This window comes from Pseudomonas sp. PSKL.D1 (genome assembly GCF_028898945.1).
In the GTDB taxonomy this organism is placed as follows: Bacteria; Pseudomonadota; Gammaproteobacteria; order Pseudomonadales; family Pseudomonadaceae; genus Aquipseudomonas.
Window position 1 is genome coordinate 409,414 of record NZ_CP118607.1, and the last position, 14,319, is coordinate 423,732.

Annotated in this window: 12 protein-coding genes; 3 read left to right on the forward strand and 9 right to left on the reverse strand. The window is 62.0% G+C overall.

What is annotated here, in order from left to right; translation table 11 throughout:
• Positions 1–8: 8 nt before the first annotated feature.
• The 3 genes from PVV54_RS01725 to PVV54_RS01735 are packed head-to-tail and all read right to left on the reverse strand — an operon-like array spanning position 9 to position 1,760.
• On the reverse strand, positions 9–281 hold the full coding sequence (locus tag PVV54_RS01725) for a phosphopantetheine-binding protein (protein ID WP_274908309.1): 273 nt from the start codon (positions 279–281) through the stop codon (positions 9–11).
• Positions 256–1,068 (reverse strand): lysophospholipid acyltransferase family protein, encoded by an 813-nt coding sequence (locus PVV54_RS01730; RefSeq protein WP_274908310.1) that lies wholly within the window; start codon positions 1,066–1,068, stop codon positions 256–258. Before PVV54_RS01730 ends, PVV54_RS01725 begins: the two co-directional genes overlap by 26 nt.
• The gene (locus PVV54_RS01735; RefSeq protein WP_274908311.1) at positions 1,044–1,760 is read right to left on the reverse strand and encodes a beta-ketoacyl synthase chain length factor; all 717 of its coding nucleotides are present in this window, start codon (positions 1,758–1,760) and stop codon (positions 1,044–1,046) included. The genes PVV54_RS01730 and PVV54_RS01735 overlap by 25 nt, the downstream gene beginning before the upstream one ends.
• A 311-nt stretch (positions 1,761–2,071) precedes the next feature.
• On the opposite strand from PVV54_RS01735, the gene PVV54_RS01740 reads away from it, so the two are divergent.
• From PVV54_RS01740 to PVV54_RS01750, 3 genes are all read left to right on the forward strand, one after another.
• A complete protein-coding gene (locus tag PVV54_RS01740) occupies positions 2,072–2,845 on the forward strand; it encodes a ParA family protein (RefSeq protein WP_274908312.1) in 774 nt (257 codons plus the stop codon).
• Between the two features lie 71 nt (positions 2,846–2,916).
• Positions 2,917–3,225, forward strand: coding sequence for a type II toxin-antitoxin system HigB family toxin (locus tag PVV54_RS01745; protein ID WP_274908313.1), 309 nt, complete (start codon positions 2,917–2,919; stop codon positions 3,223–3,225).
• Positions 3,215–3,571, forward strand: a complete 357-nt coding sequence (locus PVV54_RS01750) for a helix-turn-helix domain-containing protein (RefSeq protein WP_274908314.1) — start codon at positions 3,215–3,217, stop codon at positions 3,569–3,571. Before PVV54_RS01745 ends, PVV54_RS01750 begins: the two co-directional genes overlap by 11 nt.
• Before the next feature lie 3 nt (positions 3,572–3,574).
• Here the strand turns inward: PVV54_RS01750 and trxC are convergent, their stop codons facing one another.
• From trxC to betB, 6 genes are all read right to left on the reverse strand, one after another.
• Positions 3,575–4,009 (reverse strand): thioredoxin TrxC, encoded by a 435-nt coding sequence (trxC, locus tag PVV54_RS01755; protein ID WP_274908315.1) that lies wholly within the window; start codon positions 4,007–4,009, stop codon positions 3,575–3,577.
• Positions 4,010–4,153: 144 nt separating this feature from the next.
• Positions 4,154–5,614: a protein adenylyltransferase SelO gene (gene selO / locus PVV54_RS01760; protein ID WP_274908316.1), complete on the reverse strand. Its 1,461-nt coding sequence runs from the start codon at positions 5,612–5,614 to the stop codon at positions 4,154–4,156.
• A 94-nt stretch (positions 5,615–5,708) separates the two neighbouring features.
• Entirely contained in the window at positions 5,709–9,002 is a 3,294-nt protein-coding gene (mscK, locus tag PVV54_RS01765) for a mechanosensitive channel MscK (protein WP_274908317.1), read from the reverse strand.
• A gap of 35 nt (positions 9,003–9,037) precedes the next feature.
• Entirely contained in the window at positions 9,038–10,780 is a 1,743-nt protein-coding gene (locus PVV54_RS01770; protein WP_274908318.1) for a potassium/proton antiporter, read from the reverse strand.
• 263 nt (positions 10,781–11,043) lie between these two features.
• Positions 11,044–12,741 (reverse strand): choline dehydrogenase, encoded by a 1,698-nt coding sequence (gene betA / locus PVV54_RS01775; RefSeq protein WP_274908319.1) that lies wholly within the window; start codon positions 12,739–12,741, stop codon positions 11,044–11,046.
• 78 nt (positions 12,742–12,819) lie between these two features.
• On the reverse strand, positions 12,820–14,292 hold the full coding sequence (betB, locus tag PVV54_RS01780) for a betaine-aldehyde dehydrogenase (RefSeq protein WP_274908320.1): 1,473 nt from the start codon (positions 14,290–14,292) through the stop codon (positions 12,820–12,822).
• Positions 14,293–14,319: the final 27 nt, after the last annotated feature.

Sequence of the window (14,319 nt, forward strand, 5' to 3'; positions counted from 1 at the left end):
GTGCGGTCTCAGGCGGCCTGACGGGCAGTGACGAAGGCGGCCAGGGTGGCCACGTTGCTGAAATGGTTACGGGTGTCCTTGGCATCGGCGTCGATCTTGAAGCCGTAACGCTTCTGGATTGCCAGGCCAAGCTCCAGTGCATCCACCGAATCCAGGCCCAGGCCTTCGCCGAACAGCGGTTGCTGATCGTCGATGTCCTGCACGCTGATGTCCTCCAGGCCGAGGGCATCGATGATCAGTTGCTTGAGGTCACGGTTAAGGTCTTGTAGTGGCACGCTCATCGGTGGCGAGCTCCTTGATGTAGTACTGATGCAGGTAATCGTTGAGTTTGCGCGACGCCACGGGGGCAGGCCCCATGGCGGCAAAAGCCTGTGGGTCGATATCGGCGCCGATGCTGAGGCTGAAGTGCACCCGGCGGTGGGGGATGCGATACCACGGCTCGTTTTTGGTCAGTGTGGTTGGGGTTACCTTGATGGTCACCGGTGTAATGATTTTCGCACCGCGCAGGGCGATAGCGGCGGCACCACGATGAAAGGCCGGCGTCTGGCCGGGCGGAGTGCGGGTGCCTTCCGGGAAGATGATCAGCGGCTGGCCCTCAAGCAGTGAAGCAACGGCGGTGTCGAGCATGTCCATGCTGCCGTCGTTGCCGATGTATTGAGCTTCACCGATGGGGCCGCGGGTAAACGGGTTGTCGAACAGGCTCTGCTTCACCACACAGTTGGCCTGACGTATCAGGCCGATCAGGAATACCACGTCGATCAGCGAGGGGTGGTTGGCGATGATCAGCTGGCCCGGGCGGCCCAGGCGCTCGGCACCTTCAATCTGGTAAGTCAGCACACCCGCACGGCGCATCAGCCGCACAAAGCGCCAGAACAGCCAACTGATCAGGTGGCGGGCCCGCTGGCGGTGGCGCATGGCACCACCGGGCAGGCAGGCGAGTACGGGGAACACGAGCAATCGCAGGCACAGGCAACCCAAACCGAAGATGAAGAAGCTCGCGGCGGTTGCCAGCAGGCGCCAGTAATAGGCATCGCGGCGCCGGTTCACGGCTGTCGTTGCCAGTTCCATGTGCGGCGCTTCCACGAGTGGTTGAAGGAATGCCGATTGCTGAGCAGTGCTTGCAGCCAGCTCAGCGCGTGCGGCAGTTCGGTTACCTCTAGGTTTTCAGCCAGTTCTGGCTGCAACTGCCATTGCTGCCCCGGCGTCAGCAAAAGGCCCATGGCATAGGAAAACGGTACATCGTCGATCCAGGGCCGGTAGGCTTGCGCCGGCAGCTCTTCGGTGATGATCAACAGTACGGCCGGCGCCCCCTCGGCCAGCAGCCCGACCGCTTCCAGCACCCCCTGTTCAAAACCGTCGCCGGCAGCGGACAGAGCCGTCATTTCGCTGGTTTCACCACGCAGGATCGACCACAGGCCAATGACGGCATTGTGCACCGACAGGCTGAACTGGGTGGGTGACAGCGGTTGCCCTTCGGCCAGTTCGCAAAGCAACGTGTAGGTGCGCGGGGTTTCGCCATGCCGCGAGACGAACACCAGCGGCAACGCCCCTTGGCCCTCGGCCAGCGGCCAGCCCACGGCGAACGCCATGCGTGCCAGGTAGCTGAGGCGACGGCGCTGCAGGGCGGGCAGAAACGACACATCAGGTGCCGGTGCCTCGCTCTGCGGGCTCAGGCCACCCTGCGCCCAGGCCTGCCATTCGGCAGGCGTCTGCAGGCCCGGTGCCCATGCGCGCCATTGGCTGATATCGAAGGTGATCACGATGTCTTCTGACTTCCCGCCCTGTGGGGTGCGTTTGCGCAGGGAGCAACTCGGAACCGGGTTGGTGCAATTGCCGAGAGGCGCGCAATTATCCCGGTGCCGGCGGTGTGTAGCAAATCGAGGTTACATGATTGCCATCAGACAGTGGCTAACCGTGAATGCGCCAATGCGGGCATAACGGGTGAGATTTTTCCGATAAGCGGTGTGGTGCAGCTATCGGTCGCCATTTGCCCTGAACTATCGACATGAAGCTGGTCATTGCCAGCGCATCGCCACATACTCGGGCATTCGTTGATACACGGAGGTCTCTCATGCGGCGCGTGGTATTCAATCAGAAAGGTGGTGTGGGCAAGTCGAGCATTGCGTGCAACCTGGCGGCGGTAAGCGCCAGCGAGGGCTATCGGACGCTGCTGATTGACCTGGACGCCCAGGCCAACTCGACCCAGTACCTGACGGGGCTGACCGGCGAAGACATCCCCATGGGCATCGCTGACTTCTTCAAGCAAAGCCTGTCCAGCGGGCCATTCAGCAAGAAGAACAAGGTCGATATCTACGAAACGCCGTTCGACAACCTGCACGTGGTTACCGCCACGCCCGAACTGGCCGACTTGCAGCCCAAGCTTGAGGCCAAGCACAAGATCAACAAGCTGCGTAAGTTGCTCGACGACCTGGACGAGGATTACGAGCGCATCTACATCGATACGCCGCCTGCGCTCAACTTTTATGCAGTATCTGCGCTGATTGCAGCCGATCGCGTACTGATTCCGTTCGACTGCGACAGTTTCTCGCGCCAGGCCCTGTATGGCCTGCTGGCCGAAATTGAAGAACTCAAGGACGACCACAACGAAGACCTGGTGGTTGAAGGCATTGTGGTCAACCAGTTCCAGTCCCGCGCCAGCCTGCCCCAACAGATGCTTGATGAGTTGTTGGCTGAGGGGTTGCCGGTGCTACCGGTCTATCTGGGCAGTTCGGTGAAGATGCGCGAATCGCACCATGCCAGCTTGCCGCTGATTCACCTGGAGCCTCGGCACAAGCTAACGCAGCAGTTTGTTGAGCTGCATGATCTGCTTGAACAGAGCGAGTGATCGTTACACTTTTGTCCTTGCGGCTAAATTGATCTACAAGCACAATCTCCCAAAACGGGAGATTTGCTTGGATGCGCGTGATTGCCAAAAGCACGTTGGTAAAGTTTTGGAGGTTACCCGGGCATGAGGATGCAAAAGCAGCACTGGAAAGCTGGCACGATATGGCCATTAAGGCCAACTGGCGATCGCCACAGGATTTGAAGGATCAGATTGGTAGCGCCAGCATATGTGGCAACAACCGCGTGGTCTTTAACATCGGAGGCAATAAGTATCGGCTTGTGGTGGAGATGCAGTATCGAGCTGGTATTGCCTGGGTGAAATTCGTCGGTACGCACAAGCGCTATGACGAGATTGACGTGGAGACAATCTGTGAATATTAAGCCGATCCGCAACGATGACGACCTTCGTGAAGCTTTTCAGAGACTCGAAGCCATTTTTCAGGCTCCGGCGGGGACACCCGAGGCTGATGAGATGGAGGTGCTTGTAACACTCATTGAGGTGTATGAAAGCAAGCATTACCCGATCCATCCTGCGAACCCTATCGACGCCATCAAGTTTTGCATGGATCAACAGGGTTTGACGCCACGGGACCTTGAACCATTCATAGGTCCGAGTGGGAGGGTTTCTGAAGTCCTGAACGGAAAGCGTGGATTAAGCCTTTCCATGATCAAGCGTTTGCATGATGGCCTTCGTATCCCTTACGAATCGCTCCTGGCAGGAGCTTGAGGTTTAAACCCCTTGCGAACGCAACCATTCAATCAATGACTGCAACGGAAACGCCCCAGCCTGACGGCTGATTTCCCGACCGTTCTTGAACAGGATCAGGCTGGGGATCGAGCGGATGCCCAGTTGCCCGGCCAGGTTGCGGTTGGCTTCGCTGTCGAGTTTGGCCAGGCGGCAGCGGCCGGCCAGTTGGCGGGCGGCCTGTTCGAAGGTGGGGGCGAAGGATTTGCACGGGCCGCACCAGTCGGCCCAGACGTCCACCAGCAACGGCAGGTCGCCTTTGATCTGGCTGGCGTAGCTGCTTTCGCTGAGGTTGAAGGGGTTGCTGAGCAGTACGTCCTGCTTGCAACGGCCGCACTTGGGAGCATCGCCCAGACGGTCGGCGGGTAGGCGGTTGAGGCCGTTGCAGTGGGGGCAGGGGATTAGCAGGGCTTCGGGCATGTTGGTTCCTTGAGAATGTTGGGGCTGCTGCGCAGCCCTTTCCGACCGGTCCGGCGCTCCGGCGAGGCCGCTCCTACAGGCGAACGAGACCCTCTGTGGGAGCGGCCTTGTGTCGCGAAAGGGCCGCAAAGCGGCCCCGGGATATTATGAAGAGCAGCTGATTTCCAGATGCTTACCCCATTCTGGTGGCCGCTCGGCATAGGCCTGCATTCCGTCCTGTTCCTCAAACGGGTTGCAGAGTATCTGATGCAACCGCCGCACTTCACTGTAATCCCCGGCCTCAGCCGCTTCGATGGCCTTCTGCGCCAGGTAGTTGCGCAACACATACAGCGGGTTCACCGCATGCATCCGCTCAAGACGGCCCTCGGCATTACCCGCCTCCCGCTCGCAGCGTGCAAGGTAATCCGCACCCCAGGCATCAAAACCTGCCAAGTCGATAAAGTCGTCGCGCACCACCTTCAACGCCTCGGTCACAGGCTGTTCGCCAAGCCTGCGGAAGAACAGGGTGTAATCCACACCCCCGCTCTGCATGCGCTGCAACAGCTGTTCAACCAGCGCCATATCGTCGTCTTCGGCGGTGGTAAGGCCCAGGCGGCGGCGCATCAGGTCCAGATAGTGGGCCTGATAGAGCGGCAGGAACAGGCCAAGGGCTTCTTTCAGCGGCTCCACTTCGATCACCGTGGTCAGCGCCTGCGCCAGTGCGCTGAGGTTCCAGTGTGCAATAGGTACCTGATTGGCATAGCTGTAGCGGCCCCGGTCATCGGAGTGGTTGCAGATGAAGTTGGCGTCGAAGTCGTCGAGGAAGGCGTAGGGGCCAAAGTCGAAGGTGATGCCGAGGATCGACATGTTGTCGGTGTTCATTACCCCATGGCAGAAGCCATAGGCCTGCCAGCGGGCGATCAGCTCGGCGTTGCGCTCGACGATGGTGCGGAACATGGCCAGGTAGGGCTGTTCGGCATCACGGCACTCGGGGTAATGCTGTTCCAGCACGTGGTCGATCAGCACGCGCTGCTGTTCAGGCTGCTTGGTGTAATAGAAATACTCGAAATGGCCGAAACGCACATGGCTCTGCGCAAGGCGCGTGAGCATGGCGGCACTTTCGCGCGTCTCACGCCACACCGGGGTGCTCGAGCCGACCACGCACAACGCCCGGCTGGTGGGGATGCCCAGGGCGTGCAGGGCTTCGGAGGCCAGGAACTCACGAATGGACGAGCGCAAAACGGCACGGCCGTCGCCCATGCGCGAGTAGGGCGTCTGGCCGGCGCCTTTGAGGTGCAAGTCCCAATGCTCGCCGGCATCGTTGAGCACTTCGGCCAGCAGCAAGCCACGGCCATCGCCCAGGCGTGGGTTATACGAGCCGAACTGGTGGCCTGAGTAGACCATCGCCCGTGGGTCGGCTTCTTCCCAGAGTTTATGGCCGCTGAACAGCTCGGCGAACACGGGCAGCTCAGCCTGGGCGGGGTCGAGGTCGAGTAACGCCATGGCCGACTCGCTTGCTACCACCAGGCGTGGCTCGGCGATGGGCTCGGGCAGGACCTGGGTGGAGAACGCGTCGCCCAGGCGGGCGAAGCGGTTGTCGAAGCGGAGTTGGTCGAGGTGTTTCACTAGTTGCTCCTGAGGGGGCATTGGGGCCGCTTTGCGGCCCATCGCGGCTGAAGCCGCTCCTACAGGGGGGCGGTGTGCGGCTCTGGCCTGGATTCTACTCGGGTTTTGGTTGCTCCACTGGAATCAGCTGCTGTTTGCCGCCGTTCAGATCCATCAGGAACACCTCGACCTGGCGTACCGAAATCTTGATGTTGTGCGCCTTGAACTCGCGGTTGATGTAGCGGTTGATCTCGTCCAGCGTCGGGTTGCGGTCGCCCAGGTCGCGCACGTGCATGCGCAGTTCATGGTCCAGCGAGCTTTCGCCGAAGTTGAGGAAGTACACCAGTGGCTCCGGGTCTTTGAGCACCCGTGGGTTTTCGTGGGCGCCCTTGAGCAGGATATCGCGCACCAGGTCCAGGTCGGAGCCGTAGTCGATGCCCAGCTTCAGCGTTACCCGGGTAACCGTGTCGGTCAGCGACCAGTTGATCAGCTGGCCGGTGATGAACGTCTTGTTGGGGACGATGATGTCCTTGCGGTCGAAGTCGGTGATGGTGGTGGCGCGGATGCGGATTTTGCTGACCGTGCCGGACAGGTTGCCGATGGTGATGGTGTCACCGATGCGTACCGGGCGTTCGAACAGGATCATGATGCCGGAGATGAAGTTGGCGAATATCTCCTGCATGCCAAAGCCCAGGCCCACCGACAGCGCGGCAACCAGCCACTGCAGCTTGTCCCAGCTCACGCCAAGGGTCGACAGGGTGCTGACGATGCCGACGCCAACAATGGTGTAAGACAGCAACGTGGTGGTGGCGTAGGCACTGCCCTGGGCCAGGTTGAGGCGTGACAGCACCAGCACTTCAAGCAAACCGGGCAAGTTGCCAGCCAGGGCGAAGGTGATGCCAACGATGACCAGTGCCCCCAGCAAGTCGCCCAGGCTGATCGGCACCATGCTCGCCGCGGCGCCGGTACCGCTGGTGTATTCGTACAGGGTGAAGTTGTTCAGGTAGGCGAACACCGAGATGAGGTCGGCCCAGACCCAGTAGAGGCCGGCGATGAAGCCGCCGAGCAGGGCCAGGCGGATCAGGCGCAGCGACTGCTGGTTGACCTGTTCGATGTCCAGTGTGGGCTCTTCGGTGATCACTTCACCATCCAGCCCTTCCTTGGCGGCTGCACGCTTGCTGAGTGCGCGTTGATAGGCCAGGCGCCGCGCTGCCACCGACAGGCCGCGCACAAATGCCGCTTCGATCACGAGCCAGAACAGCAGCAGGTACAGGGTGTAGATCAGCCGGTCAGTCAGCTTCAATGCGGTGTAGTAGTAGCCGAAGCACACCGCCACGAACAGGGCGATGGGCAGGGCGGTGAATGCCACACCCACGGCTTTGCGGAACAGTGAAGTGTCGCGGTGCGCCGGGCTGCTCAGCAGCAAGCGGCTGAGCAGCCAGGCCATGAGTGCGTAACAGGTCAGCACCACACCAATGCCCAGCACATCATCGGCCAATGCCGAAGGCTGATGCTCTGCCACCGCTACAACACCAACCAGCGCCAGTACCACGGTGCCCAGGCGTCGCACCCAACCACGCAGGAACTCAACCTGCGGCTTGTGCCAGCGGAAGTGGATTTCTGCCACACCACCGGGGGCGAGGATGCGGTAGGCGGTGTAGAACACCAGCCATGCCTGGGCCAGTTGCCAGAGCGCGGCGCCGAGGTTGGCGTTTTGGCCACGGGCGTCGATTTGCAGGGCGTAGCTGCACAGCGCCAGGCCCAGGCTCACTGGCATGGCCAGCAGGATGTTGATCAGGATTGCCTGGGGCGTGTGCCACTGGCTGTCACGGCGGAAATGGCCGATGTCCTGGTGCACTTTGCTCAACCGTTCGTACAGGTATTTGCGCCGCCACAGCAAAGCGCCGATCACCAACAGCAGCGGCAGGAACAGCAGCGGGCGTTGGCTCAGGCCGTCCGCCAGCTCCTTGATGCCAGAGCCCCACGGCAAGCTGGCAACTTGGTCTGCGAAGCGCTGCGGCACGTAGCTCAGCCAGTCCCAGTCCAGCGGCTTGTTGCTGGGGATCCAGAACATCTGCTCGTCGAGGGTGTTGCGCAGGCCCTGGGCGGTGCCAAGCAGTTGCTTCTGGTTGAGCTGCAGGGTGATCGATTCGTTGAGCAGTGCAGACAGTTCGCGATTCAGGCGTTCGAGCAGGTCGCTGCGGGTGATCGCTACTTCCAGCAGGGCCTTGCGCAGCTGTGGGGTCACGTCTTGAGCGGGTTGATTGGCCAGCAGCTTGTCGACGTAGGTCACCGGGCTGCTCATTTGCTCGCGCTGCTGGTTGACCTCGAACTGGTACAGGCGGATGTCGGCGATCTGGTCGGCCAAATCGCGGTCCACCTTCAGATGCGGCAGGGCCTGTTTCTGCTTGTAGAGGATCTTTGACAGCAGCAGGCTGCCCTTGAGCACGCTGATTTGTTCGTCCAGCGCCTGGTCGGCCTGGGTCAGGGTGTCGAGTTGCTGCTTGGTGCGCAGGTTCTGCTGGGTCAGTTCGTTGAGACGGTCGGTGCTCTTGAGCAGGTAATCGGACAGTTTGAGGTTGGCCGCGCTCTCGCTCGCCAGCAGGCTGCTGCCGCCGGCTTTTTGGGCTTCGATCGACTGTTGGGTGACGGTTTGCTGTGACTGGGCCAGGCGCTTTTCGTTGATCAGCGTTTGCAGGTCCTGAATTTCCTGCTCCAGGCGTGCGGTGCGCTCGATCAGCAAGTCATGCCGAGCGTTGCCCAGGTCCTGCAGCAGGCCGTTGCCAGCCAGTTCCTGGCGGCGCAACTGAGTCAGGGCGTTGAGCGAGGCCAGTTCGGCGGTGAGCTGGTTGCGCTGGTCGGCGTTGATCGACTTGCCGCCGTCTTTGCCACTTTTGAGGATGTTGTTGATCTGCTGGGTGCGGGTCTGGTTGTTGCTGATCTCGGCCTGGGCGCGCTCCGGGCGGGTCTGGGAGTTGATGATCAGGCTGTTGGCTTCGGACAGCGCCTTTTGCAGCTCGCCCTGCTGGGTGCTGCGCTCGCTGAGCATCTGCTCCAGCTGCGGCACATTGAGGCTGGCGTAGCGTTGGGCCACAGGCTGCGTTTTGCTGTCCTTGAGTTTGGTCAGCTCTTTCTGGCTGTCGCTGGTTTCTTTTGGCGCGCTGGCCAGCTGCTGCTTGAGCGCGGCCAGCTTGCTTTCGCTGTCTTCCTTGCTGGCGAGCAGGCTCAGGGTTTGTTCAAGCACCTGCTGCAGGGCTTTTTGTTCGGCTTCCGGCAGCTTGCGCTCGGCGATCTTGTCGAGGCTGTTCTGGATGCTGGCGGTGGTCGGGGTTTCCGCCGCGGTGGCGGCAAACGACAGGGACAGGCACAGCCCGAGCAGGGCTGCGCGAAGGTACACGCGCAGGGACATAGGCAGACTACTTGTGGATCAGGCAGAAACGAAGTTTAGAGGAACAATCCTGGTCCGGGTCGCGTTCCTTCGGGGAATCTGACGCCGACCTTTTGCACATTGTTCCCGTCCATGGTCGCCACGGTCCAGATTGTGCCGTGCCATTCGACCTGGTCGCCTACTACTGGAGCGCCTCCGACCTTCTGTCGGATGAACTGCGCCAGCGGCATTTTTGCGTCCAGGCCGTCCAGTTTCAGGCCATAAAGTGCCGCCACGGCGCCCAATTCGGCATCGCCTTCGAGCACGAAATCGCCGAAGAAGCGCAGGTCCAGCCCGCGCTGCGGTGCCTGGCTGAACAGCTTGCCCAGTGCGGGCAGGTTATGTTCGTGGCCGATCACGCAGAGCATGTCGCCTACTTCCAATACCGTGCTGCCAGAGGGGTGCAGCAGTTGCTCGTTGCGGAACAGGGCCGCGATACGGGTGCCCTCGGGCATTTTCAGCTCGCGCAGGGCGGCGCCGATGCACCACTTTTCAGCGCCCAGGCGGTACACGAACAGCTCCCACTCACTGGTGATGTGCACCTCCAGCGCGGAGCGGGAAATGGGCGCCGGGTCTGGTGGTACGGTCACTTTCAGCAGCTTGGCCATCCACGGCAGGCTGGTGCCTTGCACCAACAGCGACACCAGCACGATGAAGAAGGCCAGGTTGAAGAACAGCTGAGCCTGCGGCAGGCCGGCCATGAGCGGGAACACCGCCAGAATGATTGGCACCGCGCCGCGCAAGCCAACCCAGGCGATAAAGCCCTTTTCACGGCCATGGAAGGCCTTGAACGGCAGCAGGCTGGCGACGACCGACAGCGGGCGTGCCACGAGGATCATCCACAGCGCCAGGCCCAGGGCCGGGAGGGCGATGGGCAGCAGGTCGTGAGGCGTGACCAGCAGGCCCAGCACCAGGAACATGCCGATTTGCGCCAGCCAGGCCATGCCGTCGAGCATGTGCAGGATGCCATGGCGGCTGCGAATCGGCTTGTTACCCAGCACCAGGCCACACAGGTACACGGCCAGGAAGCCGCTGCCGTGCAGGGTGTTGGTCAGCGAAAAAATGGCCAGGCCGCCGGCTACCACCAGAATGGGGTACAAGCCACCCGCCAGGTTGATGCGGTTGACCATCTGCAGCATCAGCCAGCCACCGGCCAGGCCTACCACGCTGCCAATGCCGAATTCGCGCACCAGGTGGCCCAGCAGGCTCCAGTGCAGGCCCGTCTGGCCGCTGGCGATCATCTCGATCAGGGTGACGGTGAGGAACACGGCCATCGGGTCGTTGCTGCCCGACTCGATCTCCAGCGTGGCCGTGACCCGTTCGTTCAAGCCCTTGCCGCCCAGCAGCGAGAACACTGCCGCAGCGTCGGTAGAGCCGACGATGGCACCGATCAGCAAACCCTGGATCAGGCTCAGGTCGAACAGCCAGGCCGCGATCATGCCGGTCAGGCCGGTTGTGATCAGTACCCCGACGGTGGCCAGCGACAAGGCCGGCCACAAAGCCACGCGAAAGCTCGCTACCCGCGTACGCAGGCCACCGTCGAGCAGGATGACCGCCAGCGCCAGGTTGCCCACGAGGTAGGCGGTTGGGTAGTTGTTGAAGATGATGCCGCCACCGTCCACGCCCGCGGCCATGCCGACGGCGAGGATGATGACCAGAATAGGGATGCCCAGGCGCGACGACAGTGAGCTGACCAGGATACTTGCACCCACCAGCAATGCGCCGATCAAGAACAGGCTGTTGATGGTGCTGGCATCCAAAGGCATTACTCCGGGACATCGCGGGGGGAGGGGACTTGCGAGCGTGAACTAGCAGGTCGCGTGCCAAATGATTCTAACCTGATGAATTGGCAGGCTGTAAAGCGTTTCTGCAGATGTAGAAAAGGCACCGGGGTGGGTGCCTTTTCTTGTGTTGCCTGGGAGGGCCTCTTGCGGATAAATCCGCTCCTACAGGGGTTCGCAACGCCCGAGAACGATGCAGTACCTGTAGGAGCGGCTTTAGCCGCGAAGAGGGCGGAGCAGGATCAAGCCTGCTTCACCTCACGCATCGCCTTGCCCTTCACCGGTGCGCCATTGGCCACGTAGTACTTGGCAGTGCTGCGCGCCAGCGGCTTGCGGCCACGGATCTTGTCCGAGATTTTCTCGGCGATCATGATCGTGGTGGCGTTCAGGTTGCCGGTGATGATGATCGGCATGATTGACGCATCGACCACGCGCAGGCCTTTCATGCCGTGCACACGGCCTTCGCCGTCGACCACCGCCATGTCGTCGGTACCCATCTTGCACGAGCAGGACGGGTGGAAGGCGGTTTCGGCGTGCTCGCGGATGAACTTGTCCAGCTCTTCATCGGTTTGCACGTGGGCGCCCGGGCTGATTTCGCGGCCGCGGTACGGGTCCAGCGCCGGCTGGGCCATGATCTCGCGGGTCAGGCGGATGCCATCACGGAATTCCTGCCAGTCCTGCTCGGTGGCCATGTAGTTGAACAGGATGCTTGGGTGCTTGCGCGGGTCCTTGGACTTCACGTGAATGCGGCCACGGCTAGGCGAACGCATGGAACCCATGTGCGCCTGGAAGCCGTGCTCCTTCACGCCGTTGGAGCCGTTGTAGTTAATGGCAACCGGCAGGAAGTGGTACTGAATGTTCGGCCACTCGAATTCAGGGCGGGTACGGATGAAGCCGCCTGCCTCGAACTGGTTGCTGGCGCCGATACCGGTGCCGTTGAACATCCACTCGGCACCGATGGCCGGCTGGTTCCACCACAGCAGCGACGGGTACAGCGACACCGGCTGGGTGCAGGCGTACTGCAGGTACAGTTCCAGGTGGTCCTGCAGGTTTTCACCGACGCCCGGCAGATCGTGCACAACCGGGATGTCGAGGCTTTCCAGCAGGGCACGCGGGCCAACACCGGAGCGCTGCAGCAGTTGCGGCGAAGCGATGGCGCCGGAAGAAACGATGACTTCCTTGCGGGCGCGGGCTTCCACGCGCTCTTCGCTGTCGCCGACCAGGTAAGTCACGCCGATGGCGCGCTTGCCGTCGAACAGTACGCGGTCGCTCAGGGCGTGGGTGACGATGGTCAGGTTCGGGCGCTTCTTGGCCTGGTCCAGGTAGCCGCGAGCGGTGCTGGAGCGGCGGCCGTTCTTGGTGACCGAGCGGTCCATCGGGCCGAAGCCTTCCTGTTGGTAGCCGTTCAGGTCTTCGGTGCGCGGGTAGCCGGCTTGTACACCAGCCTCGACCATGGCGTGGAACAGCGGGTTGTTGCCGGCCTTTGGCGTGGCAACGCTGACCGGGCCTTCGCCGCCGTGGTAGTCGTTAGGGCCGATGTCACGGGTTTCGGCTTTACGGAAGTACGGCAGGCAGTCCAGGTAGGTCCAGTCTTCCAGGCCTGGCAGTTCTGCCCAGCCGTCGAAGTCCATGGCGTTACCGCGGATGTAGCACATGCCGTTGATCAGCGACGAACCACCCAGGCCCTTGCCGCGACCACACTCCATGCGGCGGCCGTCCATGTGCGGCTCCGGGTCGGTCTCGTAGGCCCAGTTGTAGCGGCGGCCCTGCAGCGGGAAGGCCAGGGCGGCTGGCATCTGGGTGCGGAAGTCGAAGCGGTAGTCGGGGCCGCCGGCTTCCAGCAGCAGCACGGAGACGCTGGCGTCTTCGGTCAGGCGGGTGGCCAGGGTGTTACCGGCCGAGCCGGCGCCGACGATGATGTAATCGTATTCTTGGGACATGGTAAGTACCCTCGTGTTGGCGGTGATCAGGGAGCAGGAACGCCCGTGCGCTGAGGCACGGGCGTGGCTAGACCGGGTTTAGAAAACCGAGTTGTAGCCGCCCAGCTCGACCTGGACCGACTTGATGCGAGTGTATTGAGCCAGCGAGCTGACGCCGTTTTCACGGCCGACGCCCGACTGCTTGTAGCCGCCGACCGGCATCTCGGCTGGCGATTCGCCCCAGGCATTGATCCAGCAGATACCGGCTTCGAGCTTGTGGATGATGCGGTGGGCGCGGGTGATGTCGTTGGTGCACACACCGGCGGCCAGGCCGTACTCGGTGTCGTTGGCACGGCGGATGACTTCTTCTTCGGTTTCGTAGGTGAGGATGCTCATCACCGGGCCGAAGATTTCTTCCTTGACGATGGTCATGTCGTCGGAGCAGTCGGTGAACACGGTCGGGGCCACGAAGGCACCCTTGGCGAAATCACCAGCGGTCAAGCGCTCACCGCCGCACAGCACGCGGGCACCTTCTTCTTTGCCCTTGGCGATGTAGCCCAGCACGCTTTCCATGTGTGGGAAGCTGACCAGCGGGCCGAAGTTGGTGTTTTCGTCTTCCGGGTTGCCAACACGGATGCGGGCAACGCGCTCGGCGATCTTGGCTTCGAAGGCGGCTTTCATGGCGGCAGGCACGAACACGCGGGTGCCGTTGGTGCAGACCTGACCGGAGCTGTAGAAGTTGGCCATCATGGCGATGTCGGCAGCCTTGTCCAGGTCGGCGTCGTCGCAGATGATCAGCGGCGACTTGCCACCCAGTTCCATGGTCACTTCCTTCAGCGACGAGCTGGAGGCGCTGGCCATGACTTTCTTGCCGGTGGTGGTGCCGCCGGTGAACGACACTTTTTCGATGCGCGGGTGTTCGGTCAGCCAGGTGCCGACTTCACGGCCACTGCCAGTCAGTACGTTGAATACACCGTTCGGCAGGCCGGCTTCGGTGTAGATTTCGGCCAGTTTCAGGGTGGTCAGCGAGGTGACTTCCGACGGCTTGAAGATCATGGCGTTGCCAGCGGCCAGGGCCGGGGCGGATTTCCACAGTGCGATCTGGATCGGGTAGTTCCAGGCACCGATACCGACGGTGACGCCCAGCGGCTCGCGGCGGGTGTAGACGAAGGACGATTCGCGCAGCGGAATTTGCTCGCCTTCAATGGCCGGCACCAGGCCTGCGTAGTATTCCAGGACGTCGGCGCCGGTGACGATGTCGACGTAGCGGGTTTCGGAGTACGACTTGCCGGTGTCCAGGGTTTCCAGCATGGCCAGCTCATCGTTGCGCTCGCGCAGGATGTCGACGGCGCGGCGCAGAATGCGCGAACGCTGCATGGCGGTCATGGCGGCCCATACTTTTTGGCCGCGCTCGGCGCTTTCGACAGCCTTCTCGACGTCGGCCTGGGTGGCACGTTGCACGTGGGCGAGGACTTCGCCGGTAGCCGGGTTGATGGCTTCGAAGGTGGCATCGCTGCCAGCGTCGACGTAAGCGCCATCAATGTAGAGTTTTTGCGTTCCGAAACGGGCCATAGTGTCCTCGCAAGTGCAGTGTGTGGT